The sequence below is a fragment of the Herbaspirillum robiniae genome (assembly GCF_002213415.1).
Taxonomy (GTDB): Bacteria; Pseudomonadota; Gammaproteobacteria; order Burkholderiales; family Burkholderiaceae_D; genus Herbaspirillum; species Herbaspirillum robiniae.
This window is the reverse complement of sequence record NZ_NJGU01000001.1, coordinates 781,428-801,485: the sequence shown is the minus strand read 5'-3', so window position 1 is coordinate 801,485 and position 20,058 is coordinate 781,428. Positions and strand designations below refer to the sequence as shown.

General features: G+C 66.4%; 15 protein-coding genes. 8 read left to right on the top strand and 7 right to left on the bottom strand.

Annotated features, from left to right (window positions below):
- Positions 1-20 precede the first annotated feature (20 nt).
- The 6 genes from CEJ42_RS03530 to CEJ42_RS03505 form a co-directional block, all read right to left on the bottom strand.
- Positions 21-2,009 (bottom strand): DNA topoisomerase IV subunit B, encoded by a 1,989-nt coding sequence (locus CEJ42_RS03530; RefSeq protein WP_088750027.1) that lies wholly within the window; start codon positions 2,007-2,009, stop codon positions 21-23.
- Between the two features lie 183 nt (positions 2,010-2,192).
- Positions 2,193-3,353 carry a branched-chain amino acid ABC transporter substrate-binding protein gene (locus tag CEJ42_RS03525; RefSeq protein WP_165774375.1) on the bottom strand — a complete coding sequence of 387 codons (1,161 nt, stop codon included), beginning with the start codon at positions 3,351-3,353 and terminating at the stop codon, positions 2,193-2,195.
- A gap of 128 nt (positions 3,354-3,481) precedes the next feature.
- Positions 3,482-4,834 (bottom strand): amidase, encoded by a 1,353-nt coding sequence (locus tag CEJ42_RS03520; protein WP_088750025.1) that lies wholly within the window; start codon positions 4,832-4,834, stop codon positions 3,482-3,484.
- A 258-nt stretch (positions 4,835-5,092) separates the two neighbouring features.
- Complete coding sequence (locus CEJ42_RS03515) at positions 5,093-5,770, bottom strand: DUF2848 domain-containing protein (protein ID WP_088750217.1); 678 nt, start codon at positions 5,768-5,770, stop codon at positions 5,093-5,095.
- Between the two features lie 70 nt (positions 5,771-5,840).
- A complete protein-coding gene (locus CEJ42_RS03510; RefSeq protein ID WP_079215450.1) occupies positions 5,841-7,157 on the bottom strand; it encodes an MFS transporter in 1,317 nt (438 codons plus the stop codon).
- Positions 7,158-7,533: 376 nt separating this feature from the next.
- Complete coding sequence (locus CEJ42_RS03505; RefSeq protein WP_088750024.1) at positions 7,534-8,499, bottom strand: LysR family transcriptional regulator; 966 nt, start codon at positions 8,497-8,499, stop codon at positions 7,534-7,536.
- A gap of 402 nt (positions 8,500-8,901) precedes the next feature.
- On the opposite strand from CEJ42_RS03505, the gene CEJ42_RS03500 reads away from it, so the two are divergent.
- From CEJ42_RS03500 to CEJ42_RS03465, 8 genes are all read left to right on the top strand, one after another.
- Positions 8,902-9,867, top strand: coding sequence for a MurR/RpiR family transcriptional regulator (locus tag CEJ42_RS03500; RefSeq protein ID WP_079215448.1), 966 nt, complete (start codon positions 8,902-8,904; stop codon positions 9,865-9,867).
- Positions 9,864-10,853: an isoaspartyl peptidase/L-asparaginase family protein gene (locus CEJ42_RS03495; RefSeq protein ID WP_079215447.1), complete on the top strand. Its 990-nt coding sequence runs from the start codon at positions 9,864-9,866 to the stop codon at positions 10,851-10,853. The genes CEJ42_RS03500 and CEJ42_RS03495 overlap by 4 nt, the downstream gene beginning before the upstream one ends.
- Positions 10,854-10,869: 16 nt before the next feature.
- The gene (locus tag CEJ42_RS03490) at positions 10,870-12,735 is read left to right on the top strand and encodes a dipeptide ABC transporter ATP-binding protein (RefSeq protein ID WP_088750023.1); all 1,866 of its coding nucleotides are present in this window, start codon (positions 10,870-10,872) and stop codon (positions 12,733-12,735) included.
- A 102-nt stretch (positions 12,736-12,837) separates the two neighbouring features.
- Complete coding sequence (gene gsiB, locus CEJ42_RS03485; RefSeq protein WP_079215445.1) at positions 12,838-14,409, top strand: glutathione ABC transporter substrate-binding protein GsiB; 1,572 nt, start codon at positions 12,838-12,840, stop codon at positions 14,407-14,409.
- Between the two features lie 131 nt (positions 14,410-14,540).
- A complete protein-coding gene (gsiC, locus tag CEJ42_RS03480; protein ID WP_079215444.1) occupies positions 14,541-15,461 on the top strand; it encodes a glutathione ABC transporter permease GsiC in 921 nt (306 codons plus the stop codon).
- 7 nt (positions 15,462-15,468) lie between these two features.
- Positions 15,469-16,410, top strand: a complete 942-nt coding sequence (gene gsiD / locus CEJ42_RS03475) for a glutathione ABC transporter permease GsiD (protein ID WP_237772506.1) — start codon at positions 15,469-15,471, stop codon at positions 16,408-16,410.
- Complete coding sequence (locus tag CEJ42_RS03470) at positions 16,410-17,468, top strand: DmpA family aminopeptidase (protein ID WP_088750022.1); 1,059 nt, start codon at positions 16,410-16,412, stop codon at positions 17,466-17,468. Before gsiD ends, CEJ42_RS03470 begins: the two co-directional genes overlap by 1 nt.
- A complete protein-coding gene (locus tag CEJ42_RS03465; protein WP_088750021.1) occupies positions 17,465-18,313 on the top strand; it encodes a M55 family metallopeptidase in 849 nt (282 codons plus the stop codon). The genes CEJ42_RS03470 and CEJ42_RS03465 overlap by 4 nt, the downstream gene beginning before the upstream one ends.
- A 48-nt stretch (positions 18,314-18,361) precedes the next feature.
- On the opposite strand, the gene CEJ42_RS03460 is transcribed toward CEJ42_RS03465, so the two are convergent.
- On the bottom strand, positions 18,362-19,960 hold the full coding sequence (locus CEJ42_RS03460; RefSeq protein WP_088750020.1) for a DHA2 family efflux MFS transporter permease subunit: 1,599 nt from the start codon (positions 19,958-19,960) through the stop codon (positions 18,362-18,364).
- Positions 19,961-20,058: the final 98 nt, after the last annotated feature.

Below are 20,058 nucleotides of genomic sequence, written 5' to 3'. Positions count from 1 at the left end.
AAGGCGCCGGGGCGCACATGTCAGATGTCCGCCTCGGCCTCGTTGCCGTGCTCTTCGATCCATGCCCGGCGCGAGGCGGCTTCGCCCTTGCCCATCAGCATGTTGAAGCGCTCTTCCGAGGTCTGCACGCCCGGCTCGCCAAAGCCGATCGGCAACAGGCGGCGGGTGTCGGGGTTCATGGTGGTCTCCCACAGCTGCTCGGCGTTCATCTCGCCCAAGCCCTTGAAGCGGGAGATGCTCCAGGCGCCTTCCTTCAGGCCGTCCTTGCGCAGCTTGTCTTCGATGGCTTCGAGCTCGCCGTTGTCCAGCGCGTAGAGCTTCTGCACCGGCTTCTTGCCGCGCGCCGGCGCATCCACGCGAAACAGCGGCGGGCGCGCCACGCAGATGTTGCCGTTCTCGATCAGCTTGGGGAAGTGCTTGAAGAACAGCGTCAGCAGCAGCACCTGGATGTGCGAGCCGTCCACGTCCGCATCCGACAGGATGCAGATCTTGCCGTAGCGCAGGCCGGAGAGGTCCGGCGTGTCGTTGATGCCGTGCGGGTCGACGCCGATGGCCACCGCGATGTCGTGGATCTCGTTGTTGGCGAACAGGCGATCGCGCTCGGTTTCCCAGGCGTTGAGCACCTTGCCGCGCAGCGGCAGGATGGCCTGGAACTCCTTGTCGCGGCCCATCTTGGCCGAACCGCCGGCGGAGTCGCCCTCCACCAGGAAGAGTTCATTGCGCGAGACGTCCGAGGATTCGCAGTCGGTCAGCTTGCCGGGCAGCACGGCCACGCCGGAGGATTTTTTCTTCTCGACTTTTTGCGCCGAGCGCAGGCGGCTTTGCGCCTGCTTGATCACCAGCTCGGCCAGCTTCTTGCCGTAGTCGACGTGATGGTTCAGCCACAGCTCCAGCGCCGGGCGCGAGTAGCCGGCCACTAGGCGCACGGCGTCGCGCGAGTTCAGGCGCTCCTTGATCTGGCCCTGGAACTGCGGATCGAGCACCTTGGCCGACAGCACGAAGGAGACGCGCGCGAACACGTCTTCGGCCAGGAGCTTCACGCCCTTGGGCAGCAGCGAGTGCATCTCGGCAAAGCTCTTCACGGCCGAGAACAGGCCCTCGCGCAGGCCGGACTCGTGGGTGCCGCCGTTGGAGGTGGGGATCAGGTTGACGTAGGACTCGCGCACCACCGCGCCTTCCTCGGTCCAGGCCACCACCCACGACGCGCCTTCGCCCTCGGCGAAGCCTTCGGCGTCGCGGCCGGCGAACTGTTCGCCTTCGAACAGCGGGATCAGGGTCTCGCCGTTGCCGGTCTGGGACAGTTGCTCCATCAGGTAGCCGCGCAGGCCCTGGTCGTATTGCCAGCTCTGGCTGTCGCCGGTCTTGGCGTTGGCCAGCGTGACCTTCACGCCCGGCAGCAGCACCGCCTTGGAGCGCAGCAGGCGCTGCAGCTCGCCCAGCGGGATGGCCGGCGAATCGAAATATTTGGCGTCCGGCCAGACGGTGACGCGGGTGCCGGACTTCTTGTCCTCGCGGGTGGCCGGGCGCGACTTGAGCTTCTCGATGACGTCGCCGCCGGAGAAGGCCAGGGTGTGCACGCCGGCTTCGCGCCAGACGGTAATCTCAAGGCGGGTGGCCAGCGCGTTGGTGACCGACACGCCCACGCCGTGCAAGCCGCCGGAGAACGCATAGGCGCCGCCCGACCCCTTGTCGAACTTGCCGCCCGCGTGCAGGCGCGTGAACACGATCTCGACGGTGGGCACCTTTTCTTCGGGGTGCAGGCCGACCGGGATGCCGCGGCCGTCGTCTTCGACGGACACGCTGCCGTCGGCGTTGAGCGTGACGCTGATGCTCTTGCCGTAGCCGCCCAGCGCTTCGTCGGAGGCGTTGTCGATCACCTCCTGGATGATGTGCAGCGGGTTCTCCGTGCGGGTGTACATGCCCGGACGCTGCTTGACCGGCTCCAGGCCCTTGAGGACGCGGATCGATGATTCACTGTAATCGGACGGGGATGTTTTCTTGGTTGCCATGCAGGTGATTGGTCGTGGCGAGTGGATGCCGGATGGGTTGTCGTCTGGTTGCCGCAGGCGCCGCGGCGGCCGGAGAAACCGGCGCTGCGCTGCGCTGCAAAAGCGCATTCTAATGAAAAAACCGGCGAACTGGAGATTGCCTTTCTGAAATGTTGCCTGTGAGGCAATTCCGATGCTGTGCGCTCAGGGGAAGCTGCGCACCACCTTCCATTTTTTCTGGCTGACTTCGTAGAGGGTATAGCTGGGGTTTTCCAGCCGGCCGTCGGCATCGAAGGCGATGCGCCCGGTCACGCCGTCGTAGCTCATCGCATGCAAGGTGGCCGAGATCGTGGCCGGTTCGACCGAGCCGCCGCGCCGTATTGCCTCGATGACCATGCCCGTCGCATCGTAGGCATTGGCCACATAGGGCATGACCGGCGCATGGAAGCGGGCGACATAGGCCTTCTCGAAACGCGGGAAGCCCGGCTGTTGCGACTCCGGCCGGTTGTGCGCCATCAGCAGCGTGCCTTCGCCGTAGCCGCCCGCGTTGGCGTAGAAGTGCGGATTGAAGGCCCCGCCCGAGAGCATCAGCTGCACCGTCAGGTTGGCGCCGCGCAGCCGCTGCGACAGGGCCAGCGCCTGCTCCTGGATGCCGGCGAAGTAGAGGATGTCGGCCTTGCCGCCGTCGAGCATCTTCAGCACCGCGTTGAAGTCCGACGTGCGCGCGCTGATCGAGACGCGGCCCGCCAGCGCCGTGCCGTGCTTCTGCATTTCGCGGTCGACCGCGTCGGCCACCGTGGCGCCCATGATGGAACCGTTGTAGGCCACCGCCACGCGCTTGCCGCCGTCCATCTGCGCGACCGCCGTGGCCATGTAGGCGGTGGCGTCGGCGATGTTGCCGATCAGCTGGAACACGTTCTTGTAGCCGAGCTGGGTCAGCCTGGGGCTGGGCGCGAACACTGCCAGTTCGGGCACGCCGGTCTCGGCGTAGACCTGGGCGCCGGCGATGGTGGTCTCGGTGGTGTAGTGGCCGATCACCGCGACCGCCTTGCCGGCCACCAGCGAACGCGCGGCGAAGGGGGCGACGTTGGGGTTGCCGCTGTCGTTGTAGGCCAGCAGCTTGAAGCTGAGCCTGCGCCCCTGCACGGTGAGGCCGCGCTCGTTGGCTTCGGCGATGGCCAGCTCCACTCCCTGCTTGAGCGCCCGCGCATGCGGCTGCTGTTCGGGGCCGGCCCAGCCGATGACGACATCCTCGGCCGCGGCAGCCCCCGGCAGCAACAGCGACAGGGCGCCGGCGAGGACTGCGAGATGGAAGAGGGTGAAGGGGCGGTGTGCTGCCCGGCGCGACGCGATGCTTGTCCGCATGGATCTTCCCCTGACTGAATCTTCAAATGATCCGTCAGTGTACATGGACGGGTGCAAGCGACGCATCGTTGCGGACCGGAAATAAAAACGCCGGCAGGTGCGCCGGCGTTTTTGCGGACGTGGCAGGCTCAGTGCTGGAGCAGAGTTTCCACCGCCAGCGCGATCGACAACAGGCGCTTGTCGTGCCCGCCGGGCGCCGCCAGGGACAGGCCCACCGGCGCCTGGCCCTGCTGGTGGCAGGGCAGGGAGACCGCGCAGCCATCGAGGAAGTTGATCAGGGTCGGGTTGCGCAGGATGGCGCCGTTGGCGGCGTAGTAGGCGTCGTCGCTGGCCTGCAGGTCGGCGATCCTGGGCGCCACGATGGGCACGGTGGGCATCACCAGCGCGTCGTAGCCGGCCAGCTGGGCCTCGGCATTGGCGATCCATGCGCGGCGCGCGTGGATCACGTCCAGCAGGTCGGCCGCGCCCATCTCCTTGCCGCGCAGGATGCGCGAGACCACGCGCTGGTCGTAGCCGGCCTTGTTTTCTTCGATCAGCTTGCGGTGCCAGGCGTAGGCTTCGGCGGCGGTGAAGCCGCCCTTGGCGTTGATGGCCGCCAGTTCGCCCAGCACCGGCATCGCCTTCTCGACGATTACCGCGCCGGCGTCGGCCAGTTTGGCCAGCGCCGCCTTGTAGGCTGCGCCCACCTGTTCATCCATGCCGTCCAGCACCACGTTGGTCGGCGCCAGCAGGCGCAGGCCGCGCAGCGGATGCGGCGCCGGCGCGACGTAGTCTTCGCCGGACAGCACCGCGTCCATGATGGCGCAGCACTCGACCGAGGCGGCCAGCGGGCCGATCGAGTCCAGGTATTCCGACAGCGGCAGCACGCCCTTCATCGACACGCGCGAGGCGGTCGGCTTGAAGCCGGTCAGGCCGTTCAGCGCCGAGGGAATGCGCACCGAGCCGCCGGTGTCGGAGCCGATGGCGGCAAAGGCCATGCCGTCGGTCACCGAGATCGCCGCGCCCGAGGACGAGCCGCCGGGAATGCGGCCGCCGTCGACGTCGCGTTCCCAGGCATTCTTCGGCGTGCCGTAGTGCGGGTTGATGCCCAGCCCCGAGTAGGCGAATTCGGTCATGTTGGTCTTGCCGACGACGACCGCGCCGGCGTTGATCAGGTGCTGCACCACGGTCGAGTTGACGAAGGCAGCGGGTTTGCCGCGCAGCACGACCGAGCCGGCCAGCGTGGTTTCGCCGGCGACGTCGAACAGGTCCTTGACCGACACCGGCAGGCCGTCGATGGGCGAGCGCGTCAGGCCGGCCGCGCGCAATGCGTCCGATGCGCGGGCGGCGGCGCGGGCCTGGTCGGCATAGACGCTGGTGAAGACGCGTGCGCCTTCGCCGTTGGCGTCGGCGATCTTCGCCAGCGCCTGTTCGGTCAGTTCAACGGAAGTAGTGCGACCGCTGTCGAGGTCGGCGGCGAGTTGGGACAGTTTCTTGAACATGGTCGGTTCGGTCTCTGGTTTTGCGTTGTTCGGTGGCCGCGCTGCGTGTTGTCACGCATGGGGCGGGAAGGGAGAGTATCGCATCAAACGGCGCGGCGCCTGGTCGGCTGAACGACACTGGGTCCCGGCTTGCGCCGGGACGACAGGAAAGTGATTGCATCGCACATGTGAGGGTGCAGTCATCTACTCAGTGTCGTCCCCGCGCAAGCCGGGACCCGGTGTCGTTTGCTGCGCATCGACGGCTGTCTGGCGGCAGCCTCAGGCCATTTCAGGCAGCGACTCGGTCACATAGCTGTGGCGCAGCGAACGATTGCGGCGCGGGTCGAACAGTTCCATCGTGAACGAGGCCGCCGGGCGGATGCCGCCGATGGCGCCGACGGTGCCGCAGGTCATGCCGCAGCCTTCGGGCAGGATGGCCTGGCCGTCGGTGAAGCGGGCGATCAGGTCGTCGGGCGTGCGCAGCGAGGACAGCGGGCCTTCCTGGTACAGCACGGCGGCGCCGTTCTCTTCGATCCACGAGCGGATCACCAGCTCATCCCAGTAGTGGGCCACGTCGGAGAGCTTCCAGGCGGCCGTGCCCACCGGTTTGATGCAGGCCTGCTTGGAGAAGGCCACGCTGTGCGCTTCGAGCTTGCGGTCGGTATGGTCGGAGGCGATCGAGACGTACAGCTCGCCGCCGGCGTTGAAGACGAAGGTCTCGACTTCGCCGGAGGACTCGCCGCCCAGCACCTGCACGTCCTGGTCCTGGCTCAGCTGGTTGGCCGAGACGCGGTAGAACAGCGGCACGGCGCTGGGGCGCGAGATGCCCAGGGCTTCCAGCTCTTCGATGTGGTGCTCGATGGCGGCCATGTCGCGGCCGGCCCAGCCGGCGATGACCAGGTTCTTCAGGTCGGCGTCGACGGTGGTGTTGTCGGGGAGGGAGAAAGAAAGCTTCATGATGTTCACTTCAAAACGATTGCGGGGACAGAATCGCCGGAACCGCAGGCGCGGGTCCGGCGGAGAAGACTTACTGCTTCTTGACGAACACCACCACCAGGAAGCTGGCGAGGAATTCGAGCGCGGCCACGAAATACAGGCCGGAGGAGAGCGAGCCGGTGCTGGTCTTCAACGCGCCGATCATGTACGGCGCCACGAAGCCGGCCAGGTTGCCGATCGAGTTGATCAGCGCGATGCCGCCGGCGGCCGCGGTGCCGGCCAGGAAGGCGGCCGGGATCGACCAGAACACCGGGAACGCGGCCAGGATGCCGATGGCGGCCACCGTCAGCGAGATCAGCGCGACCGTGGCGTTGCCCAGCGTCAGGCCGGTGGCGATCAGGCCGATACAGGCGATCAGGGTGGCCACGGCGCTGTGCATGCGGCGCTCGCCGGTCTTGTCGGAGTGGATGCCGTTCCAGATCATGGCCAGGGTGCCGGCGATGAAGGGGATGGCCGAGATCAGGCCGATCTGCAGGTTGCCCTTGATGCCGATCTCCTTGATGATCGACGGCGCCCAGAAGGCGATGGTGGCGTTGCCGCTGACCACGCAGAAGTACACCGCGGCACAGATCCAGACGCGGTAGTTGGCGCAGGCGTCCTTGAACGAGAAGTGCTTGCCGGGGGCGCTGTTTTCAGCGGCCAGGGCTTGCGTCACGGCGCTTTGCTCGGCTTCCGACAGCCACTTGGCGTTGGCCGGCTTCTCCGGCAGCCAGGCCAGCACGGCGAAGCCGGCCAGCAGCGAGGGGATGCCTTCGAGGATGAACAGCCACTGCCAGTTGGCCAGGTGGCCGACGCCTTCCATGCTGCTCATGATCAAGCCTGCGATCGGGCCGCCGACGGCGCCGGCAATGGCGAACGAGGTCATGAACAGGCCGTTGACGCGGGCGCGGCGCTGGGCCGGGAACCAGTAGGTCAGGTACAGCACGACGCCGGGGAAGAAGCCGGCTTCGAAGATGCCCAGCAGGAAGCGCAGGATGTAGAAGCTGGTGGGCGTGGTGACGTAGGCCATGGCCATCGAGGCCAGGCCCCACAGGATGGTGATGCGGGCCAGGGTCTTGCGCGCGCCGATTTTCTCCAGCAGCAGGTTGCTGGGCACCTCGAACAGGAAGTAGCCGATGAAGAAGATGCCGGCGCCCAGGCCGTAGATCGCTTCGGAGAACTGCAGGTCCTGCAGCATCTGCAGCTTGGCGAAACCGACGTTGACGCGGTCGATCCACGCCAGCACGAACAGGAACACCAGGAAGGGGATCAGCCGCCAGGCGATCTTGCGATAGGTGGCATCCATCACGGATGCGTCGCCGCCGGCCTTGGCGCCCGGATCGAGCGCGGCGGATGTGGAATAAGACATGAAACTACCTCCCTAAGTTGTTGAGCCCGGGCCGGGTTTGCCGGCGCGCGGATGTCTGGATTGGTGGATCTCTGGACAGTGTGCGGATCCGGCGATGCTGTTGTTGTGGCCCGGCGCATGCTCGGGAGCATGGCCGGGGTGCCGGTCTTAAATTCAGTATGGGGATGCGGGGCGGGCACTGTCCAACAAGAAAATCTGAACAGGAATGATTGAAAAATCTTATGAGCAAAAGCAGGGCGCGCGGCGCTTCATGATGGTGCTTCGCAGCATGGCGCGGCGGGCGATGTGCGCTGTCCGCGCGGCAGGCCGCTTATGCGTCGCGCCAGGCCGTTGATCGGCAGGCGCGATGCGGCCGCGCGCGCCGTGCGGCCGGGCCTCAGCCGGCGGCGGTCTCGCTGCCGCCGGGTTTGCCCACGGCCAGCGGCGAAGGCAGGCGGGCGATCTCGTGTCCCCAATTGAGTGCGAAGTCGGAGGCCGTCTCTTGTGCGATGCGGGCCACGGTTTCGGTCAGCGGATTCTCATGGTCCGAGCGGAAACAGGCGATCAGCGCCAGCGCCGGGAACTCGGTGTCGACCCGCAGCACGTGCAATATCTCTTCGTTGAGCTCGCGCTGGATGATGGCCGGCGGCACCGCCGCGATGCCGAAACCGTCGGTGGCCAGCCGGATCATGGTGGCCACCGAGGCGATGCAGTTCACATGCAGGTTGCCGCGCTCGCTGCCCGAGAACAGGCGCTCGATCACCGCATGCGGGCCCGAGTTGCGCGCGAAGCTGATCACCGGGAAGGCCGACAGGTCCGACATGCTCAGGGTCTCGCTGCCGATGTCGAGCTTGGGACTGCCGACCCAGCGCATCGGGAATTCGCACAGGGCGATGTTGCTGACCTGCGGCCCGATCACGGGCTCGGCCTGCAGCACCAGGTCGAGGTTGCCCTTGCTGAACTGTTCGTGCAGATGGATGGTGGTGTCGCTGGCGATCTCGATCTGCAGCCGCGGGAACGCCTTGTGCAGGCGGCCGAGGAAGTCCGGGAACCAGCTATGGACGATGGATTCGATCACGCCGATGCGGATCACGCCGGAGTAGACCTGCTTGTCGGACATGTCGTCCTTCATCTCGCGCATGAGCTTGACCATGCGCTCGGCATACACCAGCGCCTTGCTGCCGTCGGCGGTGAGCGCCACTTCGCGCGCGCTGCGGTCGAACAGGCGCACGCCGAAATCCTGCTCGAGCGAGGCGATGCGGCTGGAGACGGCGGCCTGGGTGGTGTGCAGGCGCTCGGCGGTGAGCCGGAAGTTGCGCAGCTTGGCCAGCCAGACGAAGGTTTCTAGAAAGCGGATGTTCATGGCGTGTGGCTGGAAGGTGACGAAGGCGCAGGCGCGAAGATGCCGTCGCGCCGCCGGCGGGTGGGCCGGCAACTCTGCTGCGCCACGTCATGGCATGTCATGGCGCAGCGGCGCGAAGGAGCGTATTTTATCCGCAGCGCCGTCATTCGGGCACGCGTCGTTTTTGGTGCGCCGCGGTAGAAATCGCGCCTATAACAGTGCATTTCTCACGCATTCTCGCGTGCTTCTGGTGCGTCATATCGATATTTGAATTTTGAAAGTATTTTTTCTTTACTCGAAAATAAAATGAAAATATATTTACATTTTTCTCGCACGCCGCCCGGTATTTGATACCCTGCGGCGGCAGGCCAAAAGAGGCGCCGCAAGGCATCGATATAAAACATTTCATGGGGCAGGCGGACTGTGACGCAACAGCCGAAGAACATTACGCTGCAGGGCGCGGGCGCCGTGGCGCAGACCGTGGGCAAGCTGTATCAGCAGCTGTCCAAGTCGCACCGCAAGACCGCCGACTACGTCCTGGGCAACCCGTTCCGCGCCGCCACCATGACCATCGACGAGCTCTCGGAGGCGGCCGGCATCTCGGTGGCCACCGCCAACCGTTTCGCGCATGCGCTGGGCTTCGACGGCTATGCGTCGTTCCGCGCCGCGCTGGTGTCGGACTTCGCCACCACGCTGGCCCCGGTCGAGAAGCTACGCCATGAGGTGCAGCGCCCGGCCAGCAGCGCCGAGATCATGGCGGCCGCGTTCGAGAACGACATCCACAACATCGACGCCACGCGCCGCATGCTCACGCCCGAGCATTGCGAGCAGGCGGTGGACATGATCCTCTCGGCCGAGCGCATCTTCATCACCGGCTTTGGCGCCTCGGCTTACCTGGCCGGCCTGATGGCGCATGCGCTGGAGCCCTATGTGCGCACCGTGTCGTCGGTGGCGCTGGCCGGCGGTCCGTCGCAGGCGGGCCGCCAGTTCTTCAAGCTCGACAGCCGCGACCTGGTGATCCCGATGGTGTTTCCGCGCTATGCCGCCGACACCGTCTGGCTGACCCAGCGCGCGGTGGAGAAGGGCGCCAGGATCCTCGCCATCACCGACGTGCCCGGCTCGCCGCTGGTGCCGCTGGCCGATGTGACGATCTACGCGCAGACCGACCGCAACCTGTCGCCGACGTCCGACGCGGCCGCGCTGATCCTGATCCAGGCGCTGTGCGACGCGGTCGCGCATCGCGCGCGCCGTTCGGTGCAGGCGGCGTCGCAGATGGCCGAATTCGTGCTGCCGTGGCTGTACGTGCCGCAGCAGCAGCGTCCGGGGACGACCCCGGTGGGCAAGCCCGCGAAGGCTGCCGCCAAGACCAAAGGAAAGACCAAAGCATGACTACTCCGGTAATCGCCATCCATGGCGGCGCGGGCACGATCTCGCGCGATTCGCTCACGGCCGAGGAAGAGGCCCGCTACCACCAGGCGCTGTCCGATATCGTGGCCGCCGGCCAGGCCGTGCTCAACGCCGGCGGTTCCGCGCTGGAGGCGGTGACCGAGGCGGTGCGCCTGCTGGAGGACTGCCCGCTGTTCAACGCCGGACATGGCGCGGTCTACACCAGCGAAGGCAAGCATGAGCTGGACGCCTGCGTGATGAACGGCGCGGATCTGAGCGCCGGCGCGGTGGCCTGCGTCACCAACGTGCGCAACCCGGTGCTGGCGGCGCGCGCGGTGATGGAAAAGAGCCAGCACGTGCTGCTGGTCGGCCCGGCGGCCGAGGCTTTCGCCGCCAGGAACGGCGTGGTCACCGTCGCGCCGGAGTACTTCCATACCGACGCCCGTCACCAGCAATGGATGCGCGTGCGCGGCCAGGACAAGGCCATGCTGGACCACGATGCGGCTTCGTTCGCCTTCGCCCACAAGGATGAGCCCGCCGAGAAGGCGCCGATCGACCCCGACAACAAGTTCGGCACCGTGGGCGCGGTCGCGCTGGACAAGTTCGGCAACCTGGCCGCCGCCACCTCGACCGGCGGCATCACCAACAAGCAGCCCGGCCGCGTGGGCGATTCGCCGCTGATCGGCGCCGGCTGCTACGCCGCCAACGCCACCGCGGCGGTGTCGGCCACCGGCACTGGCGAGTCCTTCATGCGCGCCGTGGCCTGCCATGACGTGGCCGCGCGCATGGCCTACGCCGGCAATTCGCTGGAACAGGCGACCCAGGCCGTGGTCTTCCAGTCGTTGCCCACGGTGGGCGGACGCGGCGGCCTGATCGCGGTGGACGCGCAGGGCAACCTGGCGCTGCCGTTCAATACCGAAGGCATGTATCGTGCATACGGACGCGGCGAGCTCGCGCCGGTGACGGCCATTTACGGCCACGCAGGCTGAGCAGGAGAAACCAGAGATGCAACAGCCACAACATTCGCAGCGCGTGCTGGACGTCAACAAGCTGAGCGTGCGCTTCGCCACGTCCGAGCGGACGGTGGACGCGGTGCGCGACCTTTCCTTCCACGTCGGCCAGGGCGAAACCCTGGCCATCGTCGGCGAATCGGGCTCCGGCAAGTCGGTGTCGTCGCTGGCCATCATGCGCCTGATCGAACACGGCGGCGGCAAGATCATCGGCGGCAGCATGCAGTTCCAGCGCCGCAACGGCCAGTCGCTCGACCTGGCGAAGGCCGACAACGCCACCATGCGCGGCATCCGCGGCAAGGAGATCGCGATGATCTTCCAGGAGCCGATGACCTCGCTGAACCCGGTCTTCACGGTCGGCGAGCAGATCGCCGAGTCGATCCGCCTGCACCAGGGCAAGAGCCGCGCGGCCGCGCAGGCCGAAGCGCTGCGCATGCTGGAGATGGTGCGCATCCCCGAAGCCAGGCGCGTGCTGGGACGCCATCCGCACCAGTTGTCGGGCGGCATGCGCCAGCGCGTGATGATCGCCATGGCCTTGTCGTGCAAGCCGTCGCTGCTGATCGCCGACGAGCCGACCACGGCGCTGGACGTCACCATCCAGGCGCAGATCCTGCAGCTGATCCGTTCGCTGCAGGAAGAAATGCAGATGGGCGTGATCTTCATCACCCATGACATGGGCGTGGTGGCCGAGGTGGCCGACCGCGTGGTGGTCATGCGCCGCGGCGACAAGGTGGAAGAGAACGAGGTCAAGCGCATCTTCGCCGCGCCCGTGCATCCCTATACGCAAGCCTTGCTGGCCGCCGTGCCGCGCCTGGGCTCGATGCGCGGCACCGACAAGCCGCTGCGCTTTGGCATCGCCCCCGAGGCGGAAGCGCAGCCGGAGGCGATGGCCGCCGAGCTGCAGGGGCAGGGCGAGATCGCCGCCGAGCAGCGCCAGCCCATCCTCAAGGTGCGCGACCTGACCACCCGCTTCGACGTCAAGAGCGGCATCTTCGGCCGCGTGAAGCAGCGCGTGCACGCGGTGGAGAAGGTCAGCTTCGATCTCTATTCCGGCGAAACGCTGGCCATCGTCGGCGAATCCGGCTGCGGCAAGTCGACCACCGGCCGCTCGCTGCTGCGCCTGGTCGACATCGCCGGCGGCCGCGTCGAGTTCGGCGGGCGCGACCTGGCCCAGCTGCCGCGTTCGGAGCTGCGCCAGCTGCGCCGCGACATTCAGTTCATCTTCCAGGATCCGTTCGCCTCGCTGGACCCGCGCATGACGGTCGGTTACTCCATCATGGAGCCGATGCTGGTGCACGGCATGAAGGAGGGCGCGCAGGAGCGCGTCGACGCCTTGCTGACCCGCGTGGGCCTCACGCCCGAGCACGGCCAGCGCTATCCGCACGAGTTTTCCGGCGGCCAGCGCCAGCGCATCTGCATCGCGCGCGCCCTGGCGCTGAACCCCAAGATCGTGATCGCCGACGAGTCGGTGTCGGCGCTGGATGTGTCGATCCAGGCGCAGATCGTCAACCTGATGCTGGACCTGCAGGCCGAGCTGGGCATTTCCTTCATCTTCATCTCGCACGACATGGCGGTGGTGGAGCGCATCAGCCATCGCGTGGCGGTGATGTACCTGGGCCAGATCGTGGAGATCGGCCCGCGTCGTGCGATCTTCGAGAATCCGCAGCATCCTTACACCCGCAAGCTGATGGCGGCGGTGCCGGTGGCCGATCCCACCCTGCGCCAGCCGGGCAAGAAGCTGATGACGGACGAGATCCCCAGCCCGATCAGGCTGGTGGGCGACGAGCCGAAGGTGGAGGCCTTGAAGCAGGTGGCCCCGGGCCATTTCGTCGCCACTCACAGCATCGGCGGCGCTTTCTGAGCGCCGGTGCGGCAGTTTCGTTGTAAATGAAGTTCATCAAGAAGTCACACTCAGCACATCAACAGGCAGTATCAACCACGCTTCACTGATCAGGAGAGACAGATGTCCGCAACCGCAAAAAGCAAAGCAATGACCGCCGCCAAATGGCTGGCCATGGGCACCCTGGGCGCCGCCCTGCAATTCGGCGCGGCCAATGCGTTCGCCGCCAAGACCGCGACCATCGCGGTGGCCTCGACCTTCACCACCATGGATCCGTATGATGCCAACGACACCCTGTCGCTGTCGGTGGCCAAGTCCTTCTACCAGGGCCTGTTCGGTTTCGACAAGGACATGAAGCTGATCCCGGTGCTGGCCGAAGGCTACCTGGTCAGCAAGGACGGCCTGGAGTACACCATCCGCCTGAAGCAAGGCGTGAAGTTCCACGACGGCACCGTGTTCAAGGCCGACGCCGTGAAGGCCGTGTTCGACCGCGTCACCAACCCGGACAACAAGTTGAAGCGCTACAACCTCTTCAACCGCATCTCCAAGACCGAAGTCCTGAACGACTACACCGTCAAGATCGTGCTCAAGGAGCCGTTCTCGGCCTTCATCAACGTGCTGGCCCACCCGTCGGCCGTGATGATCTCGCCGGCCGCGCTGAAGCAGTACGGCAACAAGGACATCGCCTTCCACCCGGTGGGCACCGGCCCGTTCAAGTTCGTCGAGTGGAAGCAGACCGATTACATGAAGGTCGCCAAGTTCGACGGCTACTGGAAGCAGGGCTATCCCAAGGTCGACGAGATCCTGTGGAAGCCGGTGGTGGACAACAACTCGCGCTCGGCCATGATGCAGACCGGCGAAGCGCAGTTCACCTACCCGCTGCCCTACGAACAGGCCGACCTGTTGAAGAGCAAGTCCAACCTGGACGTGATCAGCGGCCCGTCGATCATCCAGCGCTACATGTCGATGAACGTGAAGCAGAAGCCGTTCGACAACATCAAGGTGCGCGAGGCGATCAACTACGCCATCAACAAGCAGGCGCTGGCCAAGGTCGCGTTCAACGGCTATGCCGTGCCGATGGACGGCGTGCTGCCGCAGGGCGTGGACTACGCCTACAAGAGCGGCGCCTGGCCGTATGACGTGAAGAAGGCCAAGGCGCTGCTGGCCGAAGCCGGCTACCCGAACGGCTTCGAGACCGAACTGTGGTCGGCCTACACCCACACCACCGCGATGAAGGTGATCCAGTTCCTGCAGCAGCAGCTGGCGCAGGTCGGCATCAAGGCCAAGATCCAGGCCCTGGAAGCCGGCCAGCGCGTGGAACGCGTGGAAAGCTGGCAGGACCCGGCCACCGCGCCGATCCGCCTGTTCTTCGTGGGCTGGTCGTCCTCGACCGGTGAAGCCGACTGGGGCCTGCGTCCGCTGCTGGCTTCCGAGTCCTTCCCGCCGCGCCTGTTCAACACCGCTTACTACAAGAGCGACAAGGTCGACGCGGACATCGCCAAGGCCCTGACCGTGACCGACCGCAAGGAAAAGGAAGCGCTGTACAAGGACGCCCAGCAGGAAATCTGGAAGGACGCCCCGTGGGCCTTCCTGGTGACCGAGAAGCTGCTGTACGCGCGCGCCAAGACCCTCAAGGGCGTGTACATCATGCCTGACCAGGCCTACGAGTTCGAGAACATCGAACTGACCAAGTAAGCCGCAGTGCAGGGGAATGCGGCGGCGCGCGTCGCCGCATTCCTTGAATTCCCGTGCGGGAAGGGGGTGATTCCCTCCCGCGCTTTTGCAACAAGCAAGATCCAAGGTTTCGAACCGCCAGCGAGAGCTTCATGTTTTCCTATGTCATCAAACGCCTGTTAGGGCTGATTCCAACGCTGCTGCTGGTGGCGGTTCTGGTATTTCTGTTCATCCACCTGCTGCCGGGCGATCCAGCGCGGCTGGCCGCCGGTCCCGAAGCCGACGAGAAGACGGTGGCGCTGGTGCGCGCCGACCTCGGCCTGGACAAGCCGCTGCCCGAGCAGTTCGTGAACTTCTTCGTCAACGCCGTGCAGGGCGACTTCGGTCATTCGATCCGCACCAAGCGCCCGGTGTCCGAGGAGATCGGCTCGCGCTTCTGGCCCACGATGTGGCTGACGGTGGCGGCGATGGTCTGGGCCGTGCTGTTCGGCCTGGTGATCGGCATCTCCTCTGCGGTGTGGCGCAACAAATGGCCCGACCGCCTGGGCATGACGCTGGCGGTGTCGGGCATCTCGCTGCCGCCGTTCGCGCTGGGCATCCTGCTGATGCAGATATTCTCGGTCCAGCTGGGCTGGCTGCCGACGGTCGGCGACGACACCTGGCGCCACTACATCCTGCCTTCGCTGACGCTGGGCGCGGCGGTGGCGGCGGTGATGGCGCGCTTCACCCGCGCCTCCTTCATCGAGATCCTGCAGGAAGACTTCGTGCGCACCGCGCGCGCCAAAGGCCTGACCGAGACCGTGGTGGTCATCAAGCACTGCCTGCGCAACGCGCTGATCCCGGTGGTGACGATGATGGGCCTGCAGTTCGGTTTCCTGCTGGGCGGCTCGATCCTGGTCGAGGTGGTGTTCAACTGGCCGGGCATGGGACGCCTGCTGGTGGACGCCGTCGAAATGCGCGACTACCCGGTGATTCAGGCCGAGATCCTGCTGTTCTCGCTGGAGTTCATCTTCATCAACCTGGTGGTCGACGTGCTGTACGCCGTGATCAATCCGAGCATCCGTTTCAAGTGAGCTGAGCATGTCGCTGTCCAACACCCCCGTTACCGAAACCGGCGCGCCGCTGCCGCCGCCCGATCCGTCCGCCGTCGCCGCTGCCGCCGGCGGCCAGAAGATCCGCACCCCGTGGCGCGAGTTCTGGCGCAAGTTCAAGCGCCAGCACCTGGCGATGTACGCCGGCGCCTTCGTGATCCTGCTGATCCTGGTGGCCATCTTCGCGCCGCTGATCGTGCCCTTCGATCCGGAGAACTTCTTCGACTATGACGCCCTGAACTCGCCGCCGACCCTGGTGCACTGGTTCGGCGTCGATTCGCTGGGCCGCGACATCTTCAGCCGCATCCTGGCCGGCACCAGCATCTCGCTGGCCTCGGGCTTCCTGTCGGTGGCCATCGGCGCTGTGATCGGCACCGTGGCCGGCCTGCTGGCCGGCTACTACGAGGGCTGGTGGGACCGCATCACCATGCGCATCTGCGACGTGCTGTTCGCTTTCCCCGGCATCCTGCTGGCCATCGGCATCGTGGCGATCCTCGGCGGCGGCATGTTCAACGTGATCATCTCGGTCTCGGTGTTCAGCATCCCGGCCTTCGCCCGCCTGGTGCGCGGCAACACGCTGCAGCTGAAGAACCTGACCTACATCGAGGCCACGCGCAGCATCGGCGCCTCCGACATGACCATCATGTGGCGCCACATCTTCCCGGGTACGGTGTCGGCCATCGTGGTGTACTTCACCATGCGCATCGGCACCTCGATCATCACCGCCGCCGGCCTGTCCTTCCTGGGCCTGGGCGCGCAGTCGCCGACCCCGGAGTGGGGCCTGATGTTGAATGAGGCGCGCGCCGACATGATGACCTCGCCGCACATCGCGATCTTCCCCAGCATCGCCATCTTCCTGACGGTGCTGGCCTTCAACCTGCTGGGCGACGGCCTGCGCGACGCGCTCGACCCCAAGATCGACCAGCGTTGATGGACCTGCCTCACATAGGCCGGCTCGCCGCCGGCCCGCGCAACAGCATCGCCGACGTGGCCGGCGTGACGGTGGGGCACTGCACGCTGGACGCGGGGTCGGTGCAGACCGGCGTGACGGTGGTGGTGCCGCACGGCGGCAACCTGTTCACCCACAAGCTGCCCGCTGCGGTGGCCGTGATCAACGGCTTCGGCAAGAGCGCCGGGCTGGTGCAGCTCGAAGAACTGGGCACGCTGGAGACGCCGGTCGCGCTGACCAACGTGTTCTCGGTCGGCGCCGTGCTGACGGCGCAGGTGCGCCACGCACTGCAGTCCAACCCGGAGAGCGGGCGCAGCCTGCCCTCGGTCAATGCGGTGGTGATGGAATGCAATGACGGCTACCTGAACGACCTGCACGCCTTCGCGGTGCAGGAGAGCCATTTCCGGCAGGCGCTGGCCGCGGCGTCCACCGAAGTGGAGCAGGGCGCGGTGGGCGCGGGACGCGGCATGTCCAGCTTCGAGCTCAAGGGCGGCATCGGCAGCGCCTCGCGCAAGGCCGCCGTCGGCGCCGTGGGCGAATTCACCGTAGGCGCGCTGGTGCTGTCCAACTTCGGCAAGCTGCCCGACCTGATTCTCGACGGCCGTCCGCTGGGGCGCGAATTGGTGGGACTGTCGGGACTGGCAGCGCAGGCAGCCGCCTCCGATGCCGCTCCCGAAAAGGGCTCCATCATCATGATCCTGGCCACCGACGCGCCGCTGGACGCGCGCCAGTTGAAGCGCCTGGCCACGCGCGCCGGCGCGGGCCTGGCGCGCACCGGTTCGGCCTACGGCCACGGCAGCGGCGATATCGCGCTGGCCTTTTCCACCGCCCAGCAGATCGAAGCGGGCAGCGAATGCGTACATGCGTCGCTGCTGGCCGACCACTTGCTGGATCCCTTGTTCCATGCCGCCGCCGACAGCGTCGAGCAGGCCATCGTCAATGCGCTCTTTGCCGCGCAGACGGTGCGCGGCCGTGACGGCCACGAGCGCGCCAGCCTGCGCGACTGCCTGGCCGCGGCCAATTTGCCGAGTTCGCCATGACCACCGCCAAGCGCGCCAACATCCTCATTTCCGTCGACATCGAAGGCGTCGCCGGCGTCTTTCATCCCGAGCAGACCCGCGCCGGCAACGGCGAGTACGAACGCGCCCGGCGCTGGATGACCGAAGAGGCCAATGCCGTCATCCGCGGCGCGCTGGCCGCCGGCGCCACGTCGGTCAAGGTCAACGATTCGCACGGCGGCTTTCGCAACCTGCTGCCCGACCTGCTGCATCCCGAGGCGCGCATGGTGCTGGGCAAGCCGCGCGTGCTGGGCATGATGGGCGGGGTGGACTACGACGTCGATGCGGTGATGATGGTGGGCTACCACTCGCGCGCCCAGGGACGCGGCATCCTGGCCCACACGATGAACAGCTTCGCCTTCGCCCGTGTCTGGCTGGCCGGCATGGAGCTGGGCGAGGCCGGCCTGTACGGCGCGCTGGCCGGCGAGCATGGCGTGCCGGTGATCTTCGGCAGCGGCGACGATGCCTTCGTCGAGGAGAACCAGTCGCTGTACCCGCACGCGGTATTCGCCGAAACCAAGAAAGCCTACGGCGCCAACAGCGGCGATTCGCTGACCCCGCAAAAATCCTGCGCGCTGCTCGAAGAGCGCGCCAGGCAGGCCGTCTCCGCCTTCCTGGCCGATCCCCTGGCGATGCCGGCCACGCGCCTGGACAGCCCCTTGCGCTGCCGCCTGCAGGCGCAGACCGTGGCGCTGGCCGACCTGTTCAGCCAGCTGCCCATCCTCGAGCGCATCGACAACGTCACCGTGCAGTTCGACGCCCCCTCGGCCGAATATGCCGTGCGTGTGCTGAACAGCCTGTCGGCGATGTCGGCCATGCTGCGCTGAGCGGCGCGTTCTTCTTTTTCTTCTTCCCGTTCCTGCCACGCCATGCGCTCAGTCGAGCGCATGCGCCTCCACCTCCGGCCCCAGGTTGCCGCGCTGCCTGCGCATGAGCAGCACCAGCGGCACCGACACCAGCGTGGCCACCATCATGATCTTGAAGTCATTGATATAGGCCAGGAAGGCCGCCTGGCGCGTGATCTCCTCGTTGAGCGCGGCCGCGCCGGCCTGCGTTCCCAGGTTGTAGAGCCATGGCAGGCCGGCCTGCATCGCGGGGTTGGCGTAGTTGATGTGCTCCACCAGTTGCGAATGGAAGGCGCCGGTGTTGCGCGTGACCAGCGTCTGCATCACCGAGATGCCGATGCTGCTGCCGATATTGCGCGACAGGCTGAAGATCGAGGTGCCGTCCGGACGCAGGTGCGGCGCCAGCGTGGAGAAGGTCATCGTGGTCAGCGGCACCGAGACGAAGCCCAGCCCCAGGCCCTGGATGAAGCCGGGCCAGACGATGTCGGACTGCTGCATCACGAAGGTATAGCTCGACATCTGCCACAGCGACAGCGCGGTCAGGCAGAAGCCCAGCCCGATCAGCGCGCGCGGGTCGATACGGCTGGCCAGGCGCCCGGCCATCATCATCGACATCATGGTGCCGATGCCGCTGGGGCCGATCACCAGGCCCGCGGTCACCACCGGATAGCCCAGCAGCGTCTGCAGCAGCGGCGGCAGCAGGGCGCGGGTGGCGTAGAGCAGCAGGCCCACCATGAAGTACAGCGCCAGGCCGGTGACGAAGTTGCGGTCCTTCAGCAGTTGCACGTTGAAGAAGGACAGACCTTGCGCGGTCGCGGTCAGCACGATGAAGTAGGCGAAGCTGACGGCGGCGCAGGTGGCCTCGATGACGATCTCGGTGGAGTTGAACCAGTCCAGCAGCTCGCCGCGGTCGAGGAACATCTGCAGGAAACCGATGGACAGCGACAGCGTGATGCAGCCGATGTAATCGAACTTCAGCTCCGGCTGGGTTTTGGTCTCGCGGATATAGGCCTTGATGCCGAGGAAGGACAGCACGCCGATCGGCAGGTTGATGAAGAACACCCAGCGCCAGGTCAGGTTGTCGGTCAGCCAGCCGCCCAGCGTGGGCCCCAGGATCGGGCCGATCATCACCGCCATGCCCCACACCGCCATCGCCTGCGCATGCTTGTGGCGCGGATTGATGTCCAGCATCACCGCCTGCGACAGCGGCACCAGCGCCGCGCCGAACAGGCCCTGCAGCAGTCGCGCCAGCACGATCTCGGCCAGCGTGCCGGAGATGCCGCACAGGGCGGAGGCGATGGTGAAGCCCACCACCGAGGTCATGAACACCTTCTTGCGGCCGTATTTGCCGGAGAGCCAGCCGGTCAGCGGCGTGGCGATGGCGGCGGCCACGATGTAGGAAGTCAGCACCCAGGAGATCTGGTCCTGCGAGGCCGACAGGTTGCCGGCCATGTGCGGCAGGGCGACGTTGGCGATGGTGCTGTCCAGCGTCTGCATGATGGTGGCCAGGATGATGGCCACGGTGATGAGGCCGCGGTGGCTGCCTTGTTCTTCGTCTGAGGCGGACGTTGGAGCCGGATTCGGATTCGGATTCGGGCCGGCGGCGTTGCTGGTGCTTGTCTGGCTCATGATGCTGCGGCCCGGGGCCTGTTATTAGTTACCTTGGTGATAGTGACGTATGTCACTATATGGTCAAAAAAATCGGCGACCCGATGAGGCAGGGCCGC